We start from the raw sequence: 21,580 nt of genomic DNA, 5'->3' as shown, positions 1-21,580 counted from the left end.
AGTCCGCCAGCCGCTCCGGCGTCTCGCGCACGCCGCGCGGCGAGATGTCGTTGTCGAGGCAGTAGGCGGCAAGCGCCCCGACGCTTTCGCCGATGTTCCACTCGACCGGATGCAGCCGGTAACAGCCATTGGTCAGATGGGTGGTTCCGATATTCTTGCAGGCGGGCAGCATGTTCTCGACCCGCTCCGGGATCAGGCTGCCCAGCGGAATCTGGAACGGCCAGTTGGCGATGTCGACATAGTTGCGCGGCGCGGTGGAGGGGTGAAGGTCGATGCGATAGGAGCCGACGCCGACGCTGTCGAAGAATTGCTCGGCGCCCTTCAACCCTTCGCGGGCATCGATGCCGACATGGTTCTCGGTCACCGTGAACAGCGCCTTGATGCGGCGGCTTTCGCGGATATAGGGGGCAACCGTCAGGCCGTCGAGCGTGCCCATCACGCTTCCCGCCGGCTTCAGCCCGCGATAGCCGTAGCCGCCGTCATGGCGCGGCGCTTCGGTCTGCATCCAGTAGAGCATGGAGAGCGAGAGCTGGCGCGCGCCCTCCAGATGCTTTTCCGCCTCCTCGGGCGAAACGCCGACGATGGGGCCCCCGCAATAGTCGATCTGCGGCCAGTTCACGAGGCAGATGTCGGAGGGGTAGCGGTTGCCGACATGGTTCTTGCGATAGAATATCCGCCGGTAGTGCCAGTTGTCCGGCGCGAATTTGGCGTCGCTGTCGCCCACAAACAGCGGGCGATTGTCGGGCTCCAGCGTCACCGGATTGGGGCCGATGAAGGAAAGCTGGCGGTCGGGCCAGAAATCGAGCTTGAAATCGCGCCAGATATCATAATCGCGCGGGCGCTCGATGGTGTGGTCCTCGTCCGGGTGATAGCTCATGGCGAAGCACCAGCTCACCGCCTGCTGGTCATTGGGGTCGGCCTCGCCCGCAAGGGCCGCCGGCTCGCCGGTCTGGGCCTGGCTTTCCGCGCCGATGACGTGCTCGACATTGCCGAGCTCCAGAAGATCGCCAAGTTCGGTGGCGTCGATGAAATAGCGACCGGTCAGCACCATCTCGCCATGTTCGGCGGAGCGCACGGTGACGGCGGTGAAGCGGTCGCCATCGGTCTCGGCGGCAACCGGTTTGGCGTTCATGAGAACCGTCAGCCGGCCGGTCGCGTACCACGGCGCAAGCAGGGCTTCGATCGCCGCCACGCCGGCGCGCGGTTCCGCGCAGATCGGCGAGACGTTACCGCTTCCGGGGTTGAGGTTTTCGTCGTTGCGGGCCTCATCGGTCAGCGGGTAGTGGTCGCGGTAGTAATCGCGAATGTTCTGGCGAAGCGCACGGTAGCTCGCCGTCGAGCCGTCCTTCTCGATCCACGGATTTTCATCCGGCGGCACGGCCTGCGTCGTCAACTGGCCGCCGAGCCATTTGAATTCCTCGGTCAGGATGACGCTGCGGCCGAGTTTCAGCGCCGAAAGCGCCGCTGCGACCCCGCCCAGACCGCCGCCGATGATGACGATGTCGCTGGTGAGTTCCTTCATTTTGTTATCCTTTCACGCCAGACAAGGCGAAACTTTCAACGATCTGGCGCTGAGCCAGAATGTAGACGATGAGCATGGGAATGACGGCCAGCGCGGTGGCCGCAAGCTGCAGGTGCCAGAGCGGCAGGCCGTAGGTGTCGGTGAAATTGGCAAGCGCCAGCGGCAGGGTGAACAGCTTGATGTCGTTGACGAACACCAGCGGCTCCAGAAACAGGTTCCACGAAAACAGGAAGGTGATGATGCCGACGGCGGCAAGCGCCGGTTTCGATAGCGGCAGCGCCACCTTGAAGTAGACCCCGAAGCGCGTCAGCCCGTCCATGCGGCCGGCCTCCTCCAGCTCCTTCGGCAGAGCCAGGAAAAACTGCCGCATCAGGAAGGTCGCCATGACCCCCTGCGAGCCGAACACCGGCAGCAGGATCAGTGGCATATGGGTGTTCATCAGGCCGAGATTCTTCATCAGGAAGAAGTTCGGCACGATGGTCACCTCCTCCGGCATCATCAGCGCCGAGATCAATAGCAGCAGAACCAGCGCGCTTCCGGCAAAGCGCAGCCGCGCCAGCGCATAGCCGGCCATCGAAGACAGGAACAGCGTCAATCCGGTGACGATGACGGCGATATAGAGCGAGTTGAAATATTGCCGGGCAAAGGGCTGATAGGCGAAGACCTCGGAAAAGTTCGACCAGTGGAATGTCGCCGGGATCAGCGCGGCCGAGGAGAACACGTCCGCCTGACCCTTGAGCGCGCCCGACAGCATCCAGATGAACGGGAACACGAAGGGAATGGCGAGTGCGGAAAGGCCGATAACCCAGCAGATGCGGGTGATCTTCTGTTGCAGGCGGTAATTCATTTGCGCACCGTTTTCAAAAGCATCTGCAGGATGGTGAGCGCCAGGATCAGCACGAACAGCACCACGGCGAGTGCCGAGGCATAGCCGGTGTTGAAGAACTTGAAGCCCTGCTCATAGATGTAGAAGGCGAGCACGAGGGTGGCGTTCTGCGGCCCGCCGCCGGTCATGAGATAGATATGGTCGAACACCTTCAGCGAGCCGACCACCGTGATCACCATGATCACCAGCGTCGTCGGCGCCAGCAGCGGCCATGTGATGCGGCGGAAGATGTCCCAGCCATTGGCGCCCTCCAGCCGCGCGGCTTCCTCATAATCGCGCGGGATCGCCTGCAGTGCCGCGATATATAGGATCATGTTGAGGCCCACGGTCTTCAGCACGCGGGTGACGATCACCGAGGCCATCGCCCAGCGCGGCTCGTGCAGCCAGTTCGGCCCGTCAATGCCGACGACCGAGAGCGCCTGATTGACCGCGCCGCTTTCATGCTGGAGCAGGAAGGTCCAGATGATCGCCCAAGCCACGGCGGATGTGATGACGGGCGCGAAGAACAGCGTGCGGAAGACGACCACGCCCCGGAAGGGCCGCGACAGCGCGATCGCAAGCCCGAGCGCCAGCGCCATGTTGAGCGGCACGAGGCCCACCGCGAACACCAGCGAATTGCCGAGCACGTGCCAGAACGTGTCGTTGCGGGTCAGCGCGTCGACATAGTTCTCCATGCCGACGAAGCGGGATTGCTGGGTCAGCAGGTTCCACTCCGTGGTGGAATAGTAGAACACGGCGATCAGCGGGCCGACGAAGAAGATCAGGAACCCGGTCAGGATCGGGCTGACGAACAGCCAGCCGGCGATCGCCTCACGCGTCTTCAGTGTCAGTCCGGAACGGAGAGCGGACATCATCGCTTCCTTTATGCGGGCGAATTTCGAATGTTTTTGGTTTCCGGCGGCGTTTCGCAGACCGAGGCCACGTCAATATGGCATGCCTCCCTCACCCTGCGTCATCCTCGGGCTTGACCCGAGGATCCAGGCCTCGCGACGGGCGCTGGTGGATGCTCGGGGCAAGCCCGAGCTTGACGCGAAGAGAAGGGATAACCTCAGCGGTGACGCAAAAGCACCGCCGGAAAACCTCTCTTACTTCAGCAGCGGGTCGATATCGTCGCAGAGCCTTGCGAGCACGGCGGGCACATCCGCGTCGGCTGCCCACAGCGCGTCGAAATCGGGCCGCGATGCGGCCTCGATCTGCGGGTAGCGCTCATGGCTCGGCAGCACCGAACCGCCCTCAATCCCGGCCGCCACGATTTCCATCTGTTCCGGCGTCACGGCAGGGTTGCTGGAAAGGAACGCATCGCTCTCCAGAACGCTGATGCGCGCCGGCGGGAAGAACTCGGCCATCTTGGCGACGTTTTCCGCCGAGGTCATATGCGCCAAAAATTCGGCCGCGACCTCCTTGTTCTTGCCCTGTGCGAAGGCGACGACGGCGGCCTGGCCGACGGTCGAGGCTTCGCCCGCCGGACCGGAGGGAAGCGGCGCGATCCCCCAGTCGAAACCGACATCCGCCAGTTTGGTGACGCGCGAAATCTGCGTCATCGTCAGAGCCGCGTTGCCGGAGAAGAAATCGCCCTGCTCGCCGGGCGGCACGGTCGACTGATCGGCATAGACCATGTCGTGGAAAAGCTGCACGGCTTCCGCTGATTCCGGGCTGTCGAGCGTGCAGGCGCCATCGGTCCAGGCCTCGCCGCCATAGGCGCGCACGATCGGCATCAGATTGTGCATCACGCGGGCGCCATAGCCCTGGCCGTCGACGGTCTCATAGCCCCAGACGCCGGCATCGGCGTTGCGCAGGGCGGCCGCATCGGATTTGAGCTGTTCCCACGTCCATGTGCCGTCCGCCGCGCGCTCGGCAGGCGTTTCCAGACCGGCCTCGTCATAGAGCGTCTTGTTGAAGTAGATCAGGAAGGGCGAGGTGGAGAAGGGGATGCCGTAAACCGCATCGCCCTTGGTCCACAGGCCCATCGCCGGCTCGGAGAAATCGGCATAATTGTAATCATCAGCCGCCGTCAGCGTGTCGGAAACATCTTCAAGCACGCCGGCATTGACGAAGGCGGGCGCTGAGCTTTCCAGAAGCCAGCCGAGATCGGGCGGATTGCCGCCGGCAAGCTGCAGGGTCAGCTTCTGTACGTAATCGCCGAACGGAATGGTGTCGAACTGCACCGTGACGTCCGGATGGGTTTCGGTAAAGCTTTCGGCAATGCCGTTCAGCATGGCCAGATGCGCCTCGCTGCCGGTCCACACGGTGAACCGAAGCTCCTCGGCCGCCGCCGCCGAAGCGAGCGTGCCGGTGAGGGCTGTTGCGATGATTAAACGCTTAATCATTTGGGTCGACATGATCTCTTAAACCTCCCGTTTCAGATCAGATTCAAATTGCTTTCAGCGTTTCACCCGGCACATAGCCGAGCGGTTGCATGATATTCTCGGGCACTTTCCCGGGCTCGCGGATTTTTGCGATCAGGGTTTCGACGGCCCGTTCCCCCATTTCCTCCCTGGGAATGGAAATGCGGGTCCAGCGCTCGCCCTCGGCCTCGTCGAACAACGGGGCGGCGAGGGCGACGACGGAGATGTTGTCCGGAATTGTCAGGCCGCGCGCGGCGAGCTGACGTTCCAGCGCCACGGCATGGGCAAAGGTCTCGGCAAGGACCACGGTTATCCCGCTTTTCAGCAGATCGTCGATCCATGCAGGGCTTATCTCTTCCGGCGCGATCCTCTCGACGGAGAGCGACAGGTCGCCATGACCGTTTTCAAGGAAGCCGCGCTCGCGGTCCTCATTCTGCTCGCGCACCTCCCGCTCGCCGATCAGCATCAGCGCGCGATGTCCCATCGCGCGGCAACGGGTCACGACATCGCTGACGGCGCTGCGGTAGTCCGGCGCCACCCAGCTTACATGCCCGCCCTCGACCTCGCGTCTGCCGATGGTGACGAAGGGGAAGCCGATATCGCAGAGCCGCTTCAGATCGTCCTTGTCCTGCGCCGCGCCCAGAAGGATTGCACCGTCGGCAATGCCCATGCGATTGGTGCCCTTGGGGAAGATGCTGCGCCGGCCTTTTTCGAGCGTCGACGAGGTGAAAAGCAGCAGATCCTGCCCGGAGCGCATCGCGCCCCGCTCTATGCCAAGCAGGAAGGGATAGAAGAAGTTCTTCCGGTCGGCGGGAAAGACCGCCTCATAGGTAAACACGCCGATGATATTGCGTCGTCCGCCCGCGAGCGATTGCGCCACGACATCCGGCGCATAGCCAAGCGCTTCCATGGCCGCGCGAACGCGCTTTTCGGCTTCCTCGCCAACACGGATGGTCTTGCCGGGCTTCGGCGAAATCACGGCGGATACTACAGCGGTGGAAACCCCCGCCATCGCCGCGACATCGCTCTGGGTCACGCGCCGCGCGCGCTTCGGCCCGGTCAAAGTCAAGATATCCTCCCGAATGCTTTTGATTAAGCGTATAATCAAGCCGTAAAGCAGTCAATAGGAATCATACGGAATTGTTGCTAGGCGGCAAACGGGTCAAAACGGCCCATATGAACTTAGCCATCCAGATGTCCGCTGCCATCTTGCCATCAACTTTGCCGCTCACTACATTTGAGTATGTCGCATTTGGCGACCCATGCAAAAGGAGGGAACGATGGCAGAGCCGCAACTATCAGTACGTAGCGCCCGCGCGCGCGACCTGGCGCATCGTCTGGCCCAGCGCGAAAAGCGGTCCATTGCCGATATCGTCGAGCGCGCGCTTGAGATTTATGCCGAGCGGGAAGCCGGCCGGGAACCCGCACGGCAATTCTACGCGCGTCTTGCCGGCGAAGAAGGCGAGGATATTGATCTTGAAGCGATTATTTCCGCCCACCGCAGACCCCATGGCGGGCCGGAATTGTGATCTTCCTCGATACCAACGTGATTTCGGAAACTCTGCGTCATGCACCTGACGGCCATGTGCTCGACTGGCTCGTCCGTCATGACGGCGAACTCGCGCTGCCCACCGTGGTCATCGCCGAGATCGCTTTCGGAATCGCGAAAATCCACCCCGACCAGCGCGCAAATCGGCTTGAGGAGGGGTTGTCAGCATGGCGCAATCGCTTTGCCGATCGGATATTTGGGTTTACCGAATCCGCGGCGCTTGCCTATGGCGAGATCATGGGCGCTGCGGCGCGTCATGGTCGGCCGATGTCCGTCCCGGACGGCATGATCGCGGCCATCGTCAAGGTTCATGACGGCACGCTTGCAACGCGCAACATCAAGGACTTCCGAGAGACAGGGATTGAACTCGTCTCGCCTTGGGAAGGATAGGCGCGTTTTCCTGCCTTCAACGAGCCCCTACCGCCGCGACAGCGCCACCGAGGAACAGGGCGCGTCCAGCAGGTCGGCGAGTTCGTCATCGAGATGCATCAGCGAGATCGAGACGCCGGCCATGTCGAGCGAGGTGTAGTAGCGCCCGACCAGCGATCGCGTGACCTTGAGCCCGTGCGCCTTGAGCCGCTTTCTGATGCGGCCGTTCAGGATGTAGAGTTCCATATCGGGCGTCGCGCCCAGCGAATTGACCAGGAGGGCGACGCGGTCGCCCTCCTTCGGCATCATTTCATCGAGCAGACGGTCGATCACGAGATCGGCGGCCTGATCGGCCGTGCCGATGGCGGCGCGGGCGATGCCGGGCTCGCCATGAACGCCGACGCCGATTTCCATCTCGTCGGGTCCGAGCTGGAAGGTCGGGCGGCGGGTTTCGATCGAGGCGCCGGGTTCCAGCGCCAGCCCCATGGTGAAGGTGCGCTCATTGGCCCGCCGCGCCACCGCCACGCAGGCGTCAAGCGGCATCATCCGCTCGCAGGCAGCACCGGCGACCTTGAAGATGAACACATTGCCGGCGACCCCGCGCCGCGTGGCCCGCATTTCCTTCGGCGAGGAGGCGATGTCGTCGGTGGTGACGACGGCCTGCACTTCGATGCCCTCGGCGGCGGCCATTTCGGCGGCGATCTCGAAATTCATTACATCGCCGGAGAAATTGCCGAAAATGTGCAGTACGCCGGCCCCGCCATCAACCGCGCGGGTGGAGGCAAGGATCGGATCGGGCGGCGGGGCGGCAAACACATTGCCGACGACAACCGCATCCGCAAGCCCTTGGCCGACATAGCCGAAAAAGCCGGGCTCGTGCCCCGCGCCGCCGCCAATGACGAGGCCGACCTTGCCGGGGCGGGGGGCGTGAGCGGAGCGGAGCGCACGTGGAGCGCCCGGAACCGGGGCCAGGATTTCCGGATGCGCCAGAAGCGCGCTCGCCAGCGTCTCGTCGACCGCGTCCTGCGGGCGGTTGATGAATTTCTTGGTTTGGACCCGTTCGGGGAGCTGGGTGGTTCTGGCGGTCTCCATCCGCTGCGGCCGGATCTCCACGTTCTCGGAGCGCAATATGCCCCATGCCGTATCCACATCGGTGACCAGCACGCTGACATAGCCGCCGCGCAGCGCCGCGAGGATCGCCTGCACCTTGTCGATCCCGCCGGCCACCGCGATGCGCTGGGGAATGGCGCGAAGGGCGGCAAGCTCAATGCCGACCGTGCGCCCGTCGAGCGGGCCGGCGACGGGCTCGCCGCGCGCATTGATCAGCCGGCCGGCAATGCTGCCGACGGCGGCGTGATAATGCTCGTTGACGTTCACCTTGTCGAAGAAGCCGCTGGTGTGGATCGTGCTTTCCGCCCGAAGCGACGAGATGCCGAGTAGGATGCGGTTCGCCGCCGCCAGCACGCCAAGCTGTTCGGCGATCACCGGCTCCTCGAACAGCACGTCCCGGACGGCCGCTGACGAGAGAATCGCGGGCGACGACAGCGGAATGCAGCGGGCGTCCAGCGCCTCGGCGAGCCGCGTCGCGCAGGCTTCCGGCGTCCACGGGATCTTGGCGGTCGTGCCACCGGTGGCCTGAACCACGCGCATGTCCCTGAGGTTGACCCGCTCGACGGCATTGGCGATCGCCAGCATCGTCCGGCCCCAGGTCACCGCGATGGTATCGCCGGATTGCGCATGCAGCGCCAGCACCTGCGCGCCAGCGGCCCCCAACCGCTCCGTCAGCGTGCGTTCGCCGCCGGTTGACGGGATCACCAGACAATCGGCGAGACCGAAATGCTCCTTGAGGCTCTGGGCCAGCGATAATTGTCGGAATTTTTCCGGCGCGATTTCGATCGAAACGATCCCGCGCGTGCGGGCGTCGGCGAGATAGGCGTTCACCGTCGGACGGGAGATGCCCATGGCAACCGCGATGTCGCCCTGGGTCATGCCCTCCTCGTAATAGAGCCATGCCGCCCACAGCAGTGGGTCTGAGCCGAAGCGCAGCGGCAATTGGGAGCCGGATTGCCTCTCTGAGGCGGACAGGGCGCGCGGACCGCTCTTTCGTGCCATCAGCGGGTCTCTCGCTCGGCTGCCGCAGATACCCACTCGCTGGCAGCGTCGATCAGCGCGGCAGCGGAAACGGCTCCGGGGTCCAGATGGCCGATGGTGCGCGCGCCAAGGCGGGCGGCGCGGCCCTTGGCCGCCACCATGCCGCGCGTCGCCTCCGCTCCTTCGGCGGCGGCCGCAGCGGCGCGTTCCATCACCTGGACGAGCATTGCACCTTCGGCTCTGGCATCGCGTATTGCATGGGTGGCGGGCAGCCAGGCATCCAGCATGGTCTTGTCGCCGGGGGATGCCTTACCGCGTTCCTCGATCCCTTCCGAAATCGAGATCAGAATATCGGCGAGACGTTCTACCGGCACCTGTTTTTCTTCCGGCATGGCAAGGCCGGCGCGGGTCAATCCGCTGGCATAGAGCGGCCCGGTGGTGGCGCCGACGGCATTGAGGAAGGAGCGGCCCGCCTGCGTCAGTGCGATCCTGAGCGAGGCGTAATCGGAGGCATTGTGGGTGAGCGCCACCGCCGCGGCGGAAAAGCCCTCGGCCATGGCCGTGCCGTGGTCGGCATCGCCGATCGCCCCGTCCAGTTCCGCGAGATAATCGCGTTCATCATTCATCCGGCGCGCGAAGGCGCGAAACAGATCGGCGAGGGCATGGCAATCGAGATACATCATGGCCGCATTATGCTGCGAGGTGGCGGGCGAGCACAAGCTTTTCCGTGCCCGCCCGCGCCGCCTTCATCAATCCTGAAGGCGGCGGGAGAACCCATTTCCAAGTTCGGTCAGGATCATGCAGCAGGAGGTGGCTCCGGCATCCAGAACACCGCGCGAGCGCTCGCCAAGCCGGCTGGCGCGCCCGATGCGGGCAACCAGATCGATGGTGGAGTCCCGGCCCTTTTCCGCGGCTTGCGCCATCGTTTGAAGGGCAGGGGCGAAGCCGTCTGCCTTCGCGGCGTCGAATGCCTCGACGGCTGGAACCAGCGTGTCGATCAGCGTCTTGTCGCCGACCTTGGCTGAACCGGTGGAGCGCACGCCAGCCAGCCCCGCATTGAGCATCTGCGAAAACGCATCGGCGTCGATCGCGGTGCGGCCCTTGATAGATGACGCCATTTCCTGGAACATTAGACCGTAGAGCGGACCCATCGAGCCGCCGATCTCCGACATCAGCACATCCGACAGCACGCTCATTGCCTCGTCGAGCGGCATCGATGAGCCGGCGATCCGCTCGGCCGCGCGGCCGAAACCCTTGGCCATGTTGATACCGTGGTCGCCGTCGCCGATCTTGCCGTCGATCTCCGAAAGCCAGGCCTTGTTCTCGACGATCACCGCCGCGATCTCCTCGACGATCGCCGCATTGCCGGCATTCTTCACCGAAGGGCCGTTGATGGTTTCGGGCGCGCGCGGCGCGTCGTTCTCGGTGTTTGCCGTCTTCGCCTGAGCGGTGGTGGCAGCCTTTGCTGCGGATCGCTGGATTGCCGGCGCGGCATTGCCGGTCTGGCTGAAGCCGGGCGCGGTGGCTTCCATATCCAGCAGCGCCTTCATCTCATCGTCCAGCACCATGACCGATAGCGTCGCGCCGATCATTTCCAGCGAGGTGAAGTAATTGCCGACATAGGCGCGGTAGACGCTCGCGCCGCGCGCCTCGATTTCCTGCTCCATGCGGTCATAAAGCACGTAGAGTTCGTTGACCGGGGTCGCGCCCAGCCCGGAGACCAGAACAGCGACCTCGCTGCCCTTCGGCAGATCATGATCGTCCATGACGATCTTGACCATGTCGGCGGCGACCGCGTTGGCGCTCTTCAGCGGCTCCACGCGGGTGCCAGGCTCGCCGTGGTGGCCGATGCCGACCTCCATCGTGCCCGGTTCGATCTGGAAGTTCGGATGACCGACGGCCGGCAGGGTGCACGGGCCAAGCCCGACGCCGACGGAGCGCACGCTGTCGATCGCCTTTTGCGCGGCGGCCTGCACTTCGGCAAGCGATCCGCCTTTGGCGGCGACCGCGCCGGCGATCTTCCACATGAAGATCTCGCCGGCCACGCCGCGGCGCTTCTCGCGCTCGGAAAGCGGCGCGGAGCAGACATCGTCATTGGCGACCACGGTCGCGACCTCGATGCCCTCTTTCTCGAGCATGCCGGCGGCCATTTTGACGTTCATGTTGTCGCCCGCATAGTTGCCGTAAAGCACGGCGACGCCCGCGCCGCCATCGGCTGCGCGCATCGCATCGGCAAAGCTCTTGGCCGTCGGCGAGGAGAACAGTTCGCCGACAGCGACCGCGTCCACCATGTTGCGGCCGGTGTAGCCGATGAAGGCCGGCTCGTGGCCGGAGCCGCCGCCGGTGACGATGCCGACCTTGCCGGAAACCGGCGCTGTCTGCGATACGATCACGCGCGGATTGGCCGGGTCGAGCCGCACCAGATCGCGGTGGGCCCTGACGAAACCGGCCACGGTCTCGTCGACAAGATCGTCGGGGTTGTTGATAAATCTCTGCATTGAAGCGACCTTATCGTTCATCATTTACCGGACGGTGTAGCCGCCATCGACCAGAAGATCGGCGCCGTTGATCATCGCCGCCTCGTCGGAGGCGAGGAACACGGCGGCGGCGGCGATTTCTTCCGGCTCGGCAAAGCGGCCGCTCGGGATCTGGGCCTTCATCGCCTCGCCCTTCTCGCCTTCCCAGGCCTTGCGGCCGAGATCGGTCATCACCACGGTGGGCGAGATCGAATTGGCGGTGATGCCGTGCTTACCCCATTCCAGCGCCAGCGTCTTGGTGACGCCGATCACGGCGAATTTGGTGGCGCAATAGGCGACATGGCCTTCGATGGCGACCGAGCCGGCCTGGCTTGCGAGGTTGACGATCCGCCCGCCCTTGCCAGCGGCAATCATCGCGCGCCCGACGGCCTGGCACATCAGATAGGTGCCGGTCAGGTTGACTGCGATGGTGCGGTCCCAGGCGGCTTTCGAAAGCTCTTCGGCAGGCGCTAGATCGACAATGCCGGCCGAGTTGACGAGGATATCGATCTCGCCGAGCGCGGCTTTGACGTCGGCGACCGCAGCTTCGATGCTCTCGCTGTCGGTGACGTTGCAGGCAAACGCCTTCGCGCCGTCAAGCGCGGCGGCCATGGCATCGGCCGCATCGCGGTTCATGTCGAGAATGGCGACGCGCGCGCCCTTGGCAGCAAACGCCCGGGCAATCGCCGCGCCGATGCCGGATGCCGCGCCGGTGACGACCGCGACCTTGCCGGCAAGTGAAAATTCAGGGGAAGACGCCATCGAAACGTCCTTTCTTCTGGCTGCTGTGACGGCCGTGCCGCGACGGGTCGCCCGCGGCCGCTATCGGCCGCAGGCGGTATTCGGATTTACTGACGCTGCTGCAGGAGCTCGTCGACATTGTCGGCGGTCACCGGCGTCCACGGCACATTGTACTGCTTGGATTCGCCGTTGTTCCACTGCATTTCCGGGTATTTTTCCCAGATGCCGGAGGTCGGCTCATAGTCCGGATTGACGGCCTTGATGGCGACGTCGATCGCGCCGAGCGCCTGGGCCTGGCCATCCTGCAGGATCGAGTGCATGTCGCCGCGCTTGACGGCTTCCAGAGCATCGGTCACGCCGTCGACGCCGGCAATCGAGAAGTCGCTGAGGTTGAGGCCAGCGGCCTTGATCGCCTCGATCGCGCCAAGCGCCATCTCGTCATTCTGCGCGATCACGCCCTTGATGTCGTTGCCGTGCGCGGTCAGCCAGTTTTCCATCAGGGACTGCGCTTCCGCGCGGCTCCAGTTGGCGGTCTGCTGCTCGACAACGCTGACGCTGTCGCCGCATTCGGCTATCGCCTTTTCATTGCCTTCGCCGCGCTGGATCTGCGCCGACTGGCCGATCGGGCCTTCGATGATGACGACATCGCCGGTGCAGCTGATGTCATCGAGTACGGCCTTGGCTTCGAGATAGCCGGCCTCGACATCGTCCGAGCCGACATAGGAGGTCAGGAGATCGGAGTTGACCTGGGTGTTGGAACCAACCACCGGAATGCCGGCATCGGAAGCGGATTCGACGGCCGTTGCGCCGGCTTCGATGTCGATCGGGACGAAGACGATCGCGTCATAGCCCTGGGTGATCATGGTTTCGAACTGTTCCTGCTGAACCAGCGCGTCATAGCGGCCGTCGAAGATGGTCAGGTCGACGGAGCCGTCCTTGACCGAGGGGTGGTTTTCAGCGGCATTGGCCCAGAGCTGCATGAATTCGGCGTTGAGGCCGTAAACGGCGGCGCCGATCTTCAGCGGGTCCTGCGCGCTGGCGGTGGTGGCGGCGAATGCGGCGCCGACCAGGGCTGTGGTTGCCAGGATATTACGAAGTTTCATGTCGGGTTTCCTCCCTTTGTGACATGGTGGGTGCCGCTATGCGGCGTGGAAGAACCGGCGATGCCGGATTTCAGGCTTCGCTCTTGCGCGAGCGGTCGAGCATGACGGCGGCGACGATCAGCGCGCCCTTGATGACCTGCTGGTAGTAGGATTCGACGCCCAGCAGATCGAGGCCGTTATTCATCACGCCGATCAACAGCGCGCCGATGACGGTGCCGCTGACCCGGCCGATGCCACCGGAAAGACTGGTGCCGCCGATCACCACCGCGGCGATTGCGTCAAGCTCATAGGCGATGCCGGCCTGCGGCAGCGCCGAGCCCGTGCGGGCGGCGAGCACCATGCCGGCGAGCCCGGCAAGCGCGCCGGAGATGACATAGACGAGAAAGCGGATGCGGTTGACGCTGAGGCCGGAGACCTTGGCCGCATGCGGATTGCCGCCGACGGCATAGATGTGGCGGCCGAACCGGGTATTGGTCAGCACGAAATGGGCGACGAGGAACACCAGCGCGAACAGGATGATCGGGACCGGAAGGCCGAAGATATCGCCCGTGCCGATCCAGCGATAGCCGTCGGTCAGCGCCGGGATTGGGCGTCCGCCGGAATAGATCAGCGTCAGGCCGCGCGCCGCCGACAGCATGCCGAGCGTGGCAACGAAGGCGGGGACAGAAAACTTTGCCACCGCCGTGCCGGAAATCGCGCCCATGGCGATGCCGGCGGCAAGGCCGATGACGATCGCGATCGGCGCGATATAGGGCGTGCCGGGAATGAAGGCGCTGGATGAGGTGGTGGCGAAGGAGGCCGAGACCACCCCGGCAAGGGCGACCACGGAGCCGACCGAAAGATCGATGCCGCGCGTCAGGATCACGAAGGTCATGCCAATGGCGAGGATGCCGTTGATCGAGGTCTGCCGCAGCACGTTGACGATATTGCGCGGGCTTAAAAAATTCTCGCTGACGATCGAGAGCACGATGCAGACCAGGATAAGCGCGATCAATATGCCGTAGCGCTGGGCGATCGGCCCCAGCCGCTCGGTCATCGGCCGCTTCTGCTCGGTTCCGGCGCCCGCCGGGTTTTTGGCATTATCAGTGTCAGTCAACGTATGGTCCTCCCCGATTGACGGGTTATCGGCAGGTGGAAGGCGCTCGTTTTGCGGCGTCCAGGTCCTGCGACATTTTTTTACGCTGCGAGATGCAGCAGTTTTTCGGCGGACATCTCCGCCCGGTCCAGCGTTCCGGCAACCCGGCCGTCGCGCATCACGATGGCGCGGTCGGCCATGCCAAGCACTTCGTCGGTCTCTGAGGAAATCATGACCACGGTTCCGCCGGCCTTGGCGAAATCGGACATGACGCGATAGATTTCCCGCTTGGCGCCGACATCGACGCCGCGCGTCGGCTCGTCCAGCAGCAGCACCTTCGGTTCGGTCAGGAACCATTTGCCGAGAACGACCTTCTGCTGGTTACCCCCGGAAAGGTTGGAAACGCCGAGTTTCAGCGATGCTGTCTTGATATTGAGCGTATCGACCATGCGCCCGGCGGCTTCCGTCTCGGCCTTGCCGTTCATCATCAGCGGGGTCGACATCCGGTCGAGCGTCGCAAGGCAAAGGTTCTCCCGGACATCCCCAGTGAGAACGAGGCCCGAGACCTTGCGGTCCTCTGTCACATAGGCAAGGCCCGCCGCGATCGCCTCGGCGGGGCGGGTGATCTCTCGGCGGACGCCGTTGATCTCGACCGTGCCGTCGGTTTCGTCCGACAGGCCGAACAGCCGGTCGAAAATCTCGCTGCGCCCGGAGCCCATCAGCCCGTAAAGCGCCAGGATTTCACCGCGATGGGCCTCGAAGGATACGTCGCGCACCCCATGGGCGGCGGCAAGTCCAGCGACGCGCAGGGTCGGTTCGGTGCTCGCGGTATTGTCCTTGACGAATTCCTCGGTCAGCGGACGACCGACGATCAGGCTGATCAGACGATCCTTGTCGATATCGGCGAGCGCGCCTTCCTCGACGAAGCGGCCATCGCGAAAAACAGTATAGCTGTCGCAGATCGTGAAGATTTCGGAGAGGCGGTGGCTGACATAGATCACGCCCTTGCCGCGCGCCTTCAGCGTCTTGACCGCCTCGAAAAGCTGGTCGGCCTCGGCCTCGCCAAGCGCGGAGGTCGGCTCGTCCATGATGATGACTTCGGCATCATAGGAAAGCGCCTTGGCAATCTCGACGAGCTGTGTCTGGGCCACCGTCAGGTCCATCATCATGTCGGTTGCGCGGATGGTGAATTTCAGCCCGTCCAGCAGTTCTTGCGCTTTTGCGTTCATGGATTTGAAATCGATGCGGCCGAAGGCGCCGCTCGGCTCGCGCCCGAGAAAGATGTTTTCGGCCACCGTCATCGCCGGCACGGGGCTCAGTTCCTGTTCGATAATGGAAATGCCGTTGGCAAGCGCCTCGCCGGGGGAGGAGAACTGCACGGTCTCGCCATTGCGCTTGATTGTGCCGCGGTCGCGCGGCTGGATGCCCATGACGATCTTGAGGAATGTCGACTTGCCGGCGCCATTGCCGCCGCAAAGCGCGTGAACCGATCCCGGCATCAGCCGGAATGCGCCGTCTATCAGCGCGGGCACCCCGGAAAACGATTTTCCGAGCCCATGCACCTCAAGCAAAGCCTGCACGACAATTCCTCCCATTCTCAGTCCATCGAACTAATGTAAAATTACGCTCGACAATTGTCTTTTAACGGTATCGCTTTGCGTATGTCAAACGTGTTCTGACATTTTTAAAGCTGGTATGTGGACAAGCGGGATCGTCCCGGCTGATTGAGGCGGGTGTTCGGGACGGTGATGCGGAAAGGGTAAGGCGGCCGGAATCCTGGCGCGCTTTCAGACCCGGCGCCTCGGGCGCGGGCGAATGTCGACGTCTCTATCCGAGTGGTTACAGCCTGCGGCCGTCCTTAGAGAACAGCATCAGGCGTTCCGCGTCGAGCGACAGCGAAATGGTCTCGCCGGCGCGGATCGCGGGCTGGCCGCGCAACTCGGCGACGATGCCTTCGCCATCGGCGCTTCTGGCGTGCATGTAGGTGACGTTGCCGAGCCGTTCGGTGACCTCGCAGGTCAGCTTCACGGGTGTTGTCGCGGCTTCGGCGGAGAAGCAGTCCGGCCGCACGCCGACCACGACGTCGCCGGACAGCGGCGCCTCGGTGTCGCGCGGCGTGACCTGAAGCCCCTCAAGGCCGAGTTCGGGGATGGCGAGGAGGACAGCGCCAGTGTCGCCGCGTCCCGTCACCCGCGCGGGGATGAAATTCATCTTCGGCGAGCCGATGAAGCCGGCGACGAACATGTTGTCGGGGTCGTTGTATAGCTCGATCGGCGCGCCGACCTGCTCGATATTGCCGTCGCGCAGCACGACGATCTTGGTGGCGAGCGTCATTGCCTCCACCTGATCATGGGTGACATAGACCATGGTCGCCCCGATTTCCTCGTGCAGCCGTGCGATCTCGAGGCGCATGCGGACGCGCAACTCGGCGTCGAGATTGGAGAGCGGCTCGTCGAACAGGAAGATCTTCGGATTGCGCACGATCGCGCGGCCGATGGCGACGCGCTGGCGCTGGCCGCCCGAAAGTGCCTTCGGCTTGCGGTCGAGATAGGGTCCGAGATGCAGGATATCGGCGGCCTTGCGCACCTCCGCCCTGCGCTCCTCCTTGCTCATCCCGGCCATTTCCAGTGGAAAGCCGATATTCTCCTCCACCGTCATATGCGGGTAGAGCGCGTAGGACTGGAACACCATGGCGATGCCGCGCTTGGCGGGATCGGTGTTCGTGACATCGCGGCCATCGATCGATATCGAACCCGCCGTCACCTCCTCAAGCCCGGCGATCATCCGCAGCAGCGTCGACTTTCCGCAGCCCGACGGGCCGACGAAGACGACGAAGGCCCCGCTTTCCACGTCGAGGTTGACGTCGTGGATGACCTCCGTGCCGGAAAACGACTTGCGGACATTGCGGAGCGAGAGTTCTGCCATCGAAGCAATCCTATTTGACCGCGCCTTCGGTCAGGCCGCTGACGAACCAGCGCCCGATGAAGGCGAACAGAATGACGACCGGCGCGACCGCCAGAACGACGCCGGCCAGAAGCAGGCCCCAGTCGATCTGGTACTGGCCGATAATGCCGGCAAAGCCGACCGGGACCGTGCGTTTGGCGTCGGAGATGATGAGAACCGAGGCGAACACATATTCGGTCCATGAGGTGATGAAGGCGAAGATGGCGACGCTTGCCATGCCGGGTGCTATCAGCGGCAGCATGACCCGGCGCAGGATCACCGTCGGCGGCGCGCCGTCCATCACCGCAGCCTCCTCGATTTCCTTCGGCACGCCGGCAAAGAACGAGCGCAGCATCCAGATCGAGAACGGCAGCGCGAAGGCGACATTGACGACCACCAGTGCTGGCAGTGTGTCGATGATGCCGAGCTTGGTGAACATGCCGAACAGCGGGATCAGCACTACGATGCTCGGAAAGGCATAGGCGAGTAGGATGATGCGGAACAGCGTCCGCCTGCCCGGAAAGCGCAGCCGGAAGAAGGCGAAGGCCGCAGGCACGGCGAGTGCCAGCGTGATCAGCGTTGAAAACGTCGCCACGATCAGGCTGTTGCCGACATAGGTGGTGTAGGCGGAATTGGCGAGCAGCTTTACATAGTGCTGCAGCGTGAAGGAATGCGGAAAGAAGGTGGGTTTGCGGGCGATGATTTCCTGCGGCAGCTTGAACGAGCCGGAAACCACCCACCAGAACGGCAGCGCCACCAGGATGACGAGCGCCAGAAGGGTGAGTGCCAGCAGGAGGTTGACGGTGAGCGAACGCTTCATGATCAGCTTTCCTCCCGGTCCAGCGCCCGCGCGGTTAAAAGCGCGAAGGCGAGCAGAAGAATGGTGGCGATCACCGAAACGGTCGCCGCCTCGCTCAGGCGATAACCCTTGAAGGCGGTCTCGTAGATCAGCACCGGCATGGTGCGGGTGCCATCCGCCGGGCCGCCGGCGGTCAACAGCCAGATGATGTCGAACACGTTGAACGACAGCAGTGTCCCGATGACGGCGAGCACGCCGAGCGTCGGCTTCAACAGCGGCCAGGTGATGCGGGTAAACCGCTTCCAGGCATTGGCGCCGTCAATGCGCGCCGCCTCGTAGAGATCGCCCGGAATGCGCGTCATGCCGGCCAGCAGCATCAGCGTTATGAAGGGAAACCAGCGCCAGGAATTGATGAAGACGAGCGTGGCGAAGGCGCCGGCCGGACTTGCGAAAAAGCCGATTGGCCGATCGATGAGGCCGATCTGGATCAGCAGCGGATTGATCATGCCGCCCGAGGTCGAAAACAGCCAGCGCCAGATCATCACCACCACCACGGTCGGCACGATCCAGGTCAGGATGATCCAGGTGCGGGCGATCTTCGCGCCGCGAAACTGTTCGTTGAGGGCAAGGGCTGCGGCAAGCGCCATCACGGTCTGCAGCACGGCGTTGGCCACCACCCAGATCAGCGACAGGCCAATCGACGACCAGAGCTTGGAGCCCGACAGCATCTTGACGTAGTTTTCGAAACCGACCCAGTGCGGCTCGGTTCCGACATAGCGGACATCCTGAAAGCTCAGGATGACGGCGGACAGCAGCGGCCAGCCGAGAATCAGGAGCAGCACCAGCATGGCCGGGGCTACGAAGGCAAATGCCAGCAGTCTGGACGTTTGCATGGGCGGTCTCCTGATCCTTTCGGTGGTACGGGGCGCTTCCGCAAAAGCGTCCCGCAGCCATCCTTACTCGGCAGCTTCTTCCATGGCCTTCTGGCCGGCGGCCACGGCGTCAGCCGCGCTGTCGCCGGAAACCGTGATGTCCTGAACGGTCGCGGCCAGCAGGTTCTGGGCCGAAATCGCGGCGATCGACGGGAAGATGCGGCCGGAGGTGAAGCCGAACAGTTTGCCGTTTTTCGAGTTGGCGATCGCCGTTTCGATCTGCGGCTTGTACTTCTCGACCATCGGATCGCTCCAGAAGCTCTCGGCTTCCGCGCCGTCCGCCGTCACCGGCATGAACAGGCCCGGCTCCATGTTGAGGAACTTGCCGTAGTTTTCCGGCTCCAGCAGCCAGGAGATGAAGGTCTCGAAGGCCTCGGTCTTGGCCTCGTCATCGGTCAAAAGCATCACGGCATTGGGGTAGGCGATGGTGTAGTGTTCATCGCCGGCTTCCTTGGCCGGAATGGCCGCGATGCCGAGATCTTCCGGCGCGCCGCCGCCCTGGGTGTCGTAGGTCGAGATCACCGAGAACTGCATGATCATGCCGCAGCTCTTGGAGGTGAAGCAGGCCTCGGCCTCGCCCCAGGTCCAGGAATTGACGTCCGGCGGGGAGAGTGCCACGAGCTTCGAATAGAAGTCGTAGGCGGCCACCGTTTCGGGATTGTCGAAACGCAGCGTGCCGTCCTCGTTGTAGAGTTCGCTCGCGCCGCCATTGGCCATCACGGAATAGATCGTCTGGTCGGTGTAGAGCTGCTTGTTGGCCGGAACGCCGATGCCGTACATCTCGCTGGTCGCGAGATTTTCGGTTGCTTTCAGCCACTCGTCCCAGGTTTCGGGAACGGAAATACCGGCCGCCTCGAAATCGCTTTTGCGGTACCACATGTTCATCGACATGTTGTAGAGCGGTACGGCCCAGACGCCGTCGTCATAGCTATAGGGCTCCAGCGTCGCCGGCACGAAATGGTGCTTTTCGTCGAGCGTCTTGACGAAATCGGAGACCGACTGGACCTTGTCGAGATCCTTCAGGATCGGCGTGAAGTCGGGAATGGCGAACATCATGTCCGGCCCGGCGCCGGCCGCCACCGCCGCGGGGGCCTTGGCATAGACCTCGCCCCAGCTCTGCGGCTCCTGGCTGACGGTGATGTCGGGATGACTCTCGTTGAAGGCGTCGAGCATCTGCTGGATGCGTTCGACGCGGTGCGGCGGCTGCTCCATGTGCCAAATCGTGAGCTCCACCGGCGCGGCATAGGCCGCCGAGCTGATCAGCGCGGAGGCGAGGGTAAGCGATGCAAGTCTTGTCATGTCAGATCCCCTTTGTTTTCGGTTGGCAGTTCAAAGATGCGGATTGCGCGGCCGGAAGCGTTCCACCAGCTTCCGGTTGATGTCGCCGGCGCCGGGCATGTTGGCGCTGAGATAGATCGGCGCTTCGCCATCGCCGGCAAGCCGGGTCGCGACTTCGGCCAGGATGGCGTTGATGATGGCGACGCCGATGGCGGTCGAGACCGGCGCGACCTTGAGTTCGCTGCCCGGAACATCGAGCACGGCATCGCCGGGCGGGGCGTTGTTGTCGAGCACGATGTCGGCAAGGTCCATCAGCCTGTCGCCACCCTTGGCGGCAGCCGTGGAATAGGATTTCGAGGTGATCGCGATGATCTTCGCGCCGCGTTCGCGGCCAACGCGGGCGGCCTCCAGCGGTGCGGCGTTGACCCCGGAATTGGAGATCACGAACAGCACGTCGCCTTTGCCGATCGTGTAGCGCTCGAACACGGCGCGGGCGATGCCCTCGGTGCGCTCGTACTGTGTGCCGGCGACCGCGCCTTCATGCAGCATGGTCGGACCTGCCAGGATCGGCACGGTGATGGCAAGGCCACCGGCGCGGTAGTGCACCTCCTCGGCCAGCATGTGCGAATGGCCGGTGCCGAAGACGAACAGGCGATGGTCGCTGCGCGCTGCCTCCACGATCGCCGCCACGGCCTCATCCATCGGCGTGGCGAGCGTCGTGCGGATCTCCTGGAGCCGGTCGATGAGTTCGGCAAGATAGCGGTCGGAAGCAGTCGTCATGGGGCATTCTCTTCGGAAACGGTGAGGTTGACCTTCATGACGAATGCATCGCCGCGATAGACCGATCGGACATATTCGAACGGCGCGCCGCGATCATCGAAGGTCAGGCGGGTGAGTTTCAAGACAGGGTCGCCGGGCGCAAGCGAGAGCACGCGGGCATTGGTCTCGTCGGCAATGCCGGCGGCGAGCGTCTGGCTGGCGGTGGTGGGCCGCACGCCGAAATGTTCCGTCAGCGTGCGGTAGAGCGATTCACGGCCGAAATCGGCGAGGTCCAGCAGGCCCGGGGCGGCGGACACCAGAACCTCGGTGGTTTCACGCGCGACCGGCGCATTGTCGGCAAGCCGGATACGTTCCAGCCGGTAGACCTGTTCGCCGGGCGCGAGCTTCATCGCGCGCTGGCATTCAACATCGGCGGCGCGCCTGTCGCAGGCGACGATGATGGAGGAGCTCTTGCGCCCCAGAAGCGCCATCTGCTCGGTGAAGCCGGTCAGCGAATTGAGCTTCTGCTCGATAACGCGCGCGCCAACGAAGGTGCCCTGACCGGCGCGGGCTTCAACCAGACCCCGCTCGGTCAACACGCGGATGGCATGGCGCGCTGTCATGCGGCTGACGCCCATATCATCGGCGATGGCGCGCTCGGAGGCGATCTTC

At 63.8% G+C, this 21,580-nt stretch carries 20 protein-coding genes; 2 read left to right on the top strand and 18 right to left on the bottom strand.

Annotated features, from left to right (window positions below; genetic code table 11):
• The 5 genes from B4E36_RS05045 to B4E36_RS05025 form a co-directional block, all read right to left on the bottom strand.
• The coding region (locus B4E36_RS05045; protein ID WP_345900060.1) for an FAD-dependent oxidoreductase at window positions 1–1,522 on the bottom strand (1,522 nt) is incomplete at its 3' end.
• A 4-nt stretch (window positions 1,523–1,526) separates the two neighbouring features.
• The gene (locus B4E36_RS05040) at window positions 1,527–2,369 is read right to left on the bottom strand and encodes a carbohydrate ABC transporter permease (protein ID WP_292052427.1); all 843 of its coding nucleotides are present in this window, start codon (window positions 2,367–2,369) and stop codon (window positions 1,527–1,529) included.
• Window positions 2,366–3,262 (bottom strand): carbohydrate ABC transporter permease, encoded by an 897-nt coding sequence (locus B4E36_RS05035; protein ID WP_414673732.1) that lies wholly within the window; start codon window positions 3,260–3,262, stop codon window positions 2,366–2,368. The genes B4E36_RS05040 and B4E36_RS05035 overlap by 4 nt, the downstream gene beginning before the upstream one ends.
• A 231-nt stretch (window positions 3,263–3,493) precedes the next feature.
• A complete protein-coding gene (locus tag B4E36_RS05030; protein ID WP_292052423.1) occupies window positions 3,494–4,735 on the bottom strand; it encodes an ABC transporter substrate-binding protein in 1,242 nt (413 codons plus the stop codon).
• 43 nt (window positions 4,736–4,778) lie between these two features.
• Complete coding sequence (locus B4E36_RS05025; protein WP_292052421.1) at window positions 4,779–5,822, bottom strand: LacI family DNA-binding transcriptional regulator; 1,044 nt, start codon at window positions 5,820–5,822, stop codon at window positions 4,779–4,781.
• 211 nt (window positions 5,823–6,033) lie between these two features.
• On the opposite strand from B4E36_RS05025, the gene B4E36_RS05020 reads away from it, so the two are divergent.
• Complete coding sequence (locus tag B4E36_RS05020; RefSeq protein WP_292052419.1) at window positions 6,034–6,282, top strand: type II toxin-antitoxin system VapB family antitoxin; 249 nt, start codon at window positions 6,034–6,036, stop codon at window positions 6,280–6,282.
• Window positions 6,279–6,692 carry a type II toxin-antitoxin system VapC family toxin gene (locus B4E36_RS05015; RefSeq protein ID WP_292052417.1) on the top strand — a complete coding sequence of 138 codons (414 nt, stop codon included), beginning with the start codon at window positions 6,279–6,281 and terminating at the stop codon, window positions 6,690–6,692. Before B4E36_RS05020 ends, B4E36_RS05015 begins: the two co-directional genes overlap by 4 nt.
• 27 nt (window positions 6,693–6,719) lie before the next feature.
• Here B4E36_RS05015 and B4E36_RS05010 read toward each other — a convergent pair whose 3' ends face one another.
• From B4E36_RS05010 to B4E36_RS04950, 13 genes are all read right to left on the bottom strand, one after another.
• Window positions 6,720–8,783: a bifunctional sugar-binding transcriptional regulator/dihydroxyacetone kinase subunit DhaK gene (locus B4E36_RS05010; RefSeq protein ID WP_345900059.1), complete on the bottom strand. Its 2,064-nt coding sequence runs from the start codon at window positions 8,781–8,783 to the stop codon at window positions 6,720–6,722.
• Window positions 8,783–9,481 (bottom strand): dihydroxyacetone kinase subunit DhaL, encoded by a 699-nt coding sequence (gene dhaL, locus B4E36_RS05005; protein WP_345900058.1) that lies wholly within the window; start codon window positions 9,479–9,481, stop codon window positions 8,783–8,785. Before dhaL (B4E36_RS05005) ends, B4E36_RS05010 begins: the two co-directional genes overlap by 1 nt.
• 30 nt (window positions 9,482–9,511) lie before the next feature.
• A complete protein-coding gene (gene dhaL / locus B4E36_RS05000; protein ID WP_292052410.1) occupies window positions 9,512–11,260 on the bottom strand; it encodes a dihydroxyacetone kinase subunit DhaL in 1,749 nt (582 codons plus the stop codon).
• Window positions 11,261–11,284: 24 nt separating this feature from the next.
• Window positions 11,285–12,040 carry a GolD/DthD family dehydrogenase gene (locus B4E36_RS04995; RefSeq protein ID WP_292052408.1) on the bottom strand — a complete coding sequence of 252 codons (756 nt, stop codon included), beginning with the start codon at window positions 12,038–12,040 and terminating at the stop codon, window positions 11,285–11,287.
• 86 nt (window positions 12,041–12,126) lie between these two features.
• Entirely contained in the window at window positions 12,127–13,122 is a 996-nt protein-coding gene (locus B4E36_RS04990) for a substrate-binding domain-containing protein (protein WP_292052406.1), read from the bottom strand.
• A 70-nt stretch (window positions 13,123–13,192) separates the two neighbouring features.
• The gene (locus B4E36_RS04985) at window positions 13,193–14,218 is read right to left on the bottom strand and encodes an ABC transporter permease (protein ID WP_414673731.1); all 1,026 of its coding nucleotides are present in this window, start codon (window positions 14,216–14,218) and stop codon (window positions 13,193–13,195) included.
• A gap of 80 nt (window positions 14,219–14,298) precedes the next feature.
• Window positions 14,299–15,777, bottom strand: coding sequence for a sugar ABC transporter ATP-binding protein (locus B4E36_RS04980; protein WP_345900057.1), 1,479 nt, complete (start codon window positions 15,775–15,777; stop codon window positions 14,299–14,301).
• Window positions 15,778–16,036: 259 nt separating this feature from the next.
• Complete coding sequence (locus B4E36_RS04975; RefSeq protein ID WP_292052401.1) at window positions 16,037–17,122, bottom strand: ABC transporter ATP-binding protein; 1,086 nt, start codon at window positions 17,120–17,122, stop codon at window positions 16,037–16,039.
• A 10-nt stretch (window positions 17,123–17,132) separates the two neighbouring features.
• Window positions 17,133–17,960: a carbohydrate ABC transporter permease gene (locus tag B4E36_RS04970; protein WP_292052399.1), complete on the bottom strand. Its 828-nt coding sequence runs from the start codon at window positions 17,958–17,960 to the stop codon at window positions 17,133–17,135.
• Window positions 17,961–17,962: 2 nt separating this feature from the next.
• The gene (locus tag B4E36_RS04965) at window positions 17,963–18,832 is read right to left on the bottom strand and encodes a carbohydrate ABC transporter permease (RefSeq protein ID WP_292052397.1); all 870 of its coding nucleotides are present in this window, start codon (window positions 18,830–18,832) and stop codon (window positions 17,963–17,965) included.
• A gap of 63 nt (window positions 18,833–18,895) precedes the next feature.
• Window positions 18,896–20,170 carry an ABC transporter substrate-binding protein gene (locus B4E36_RS04960; protein WP_292052395.1) on the bottom strand — a complete coding sequence of 425 codons (1,275 nt, stop codon included), beginning with the start codon at window positions 20,168–20,170 and terminating at the stop codon, window positions 18,896–18,898.
• 30 nt (window positions 20,171–20,200) lie between these two features.
• A complete protein-coding gene (locus B4E36_RS04955; RefSeq protein WP_292052393.1) occupies window positions 20,201–20,929 on the bottom strand; it encodes an SIS domain-containing protein in 729 nt (242 codons plus the stop codon).
• The coding region (locus tag B4E36_RS04950; RefSeq protein ID WP_345900056.1) for a GntR family transcriptional regulator at window positions 20,926–21,580 on the bottom strand (655 nt) is incomplete at its 5' end. The genes B4E36_RS04950 and B4E36_RS04955, both read right to left, overlap by 4 nt.

The organism is Martelella sp. UBA3392, assembly GCF_002358775.1.
Lineage (GTDB): Bacteria > Pseudomonadota > Alphaproteobacteria > Rhizobiales > Rhizobiaceae > Martelella > Martelella mediterranea.
Note: the sequence above shows the minus strand (reverse complement) of the source record. Positions and strands in the feature narration are given on the sequence as shown.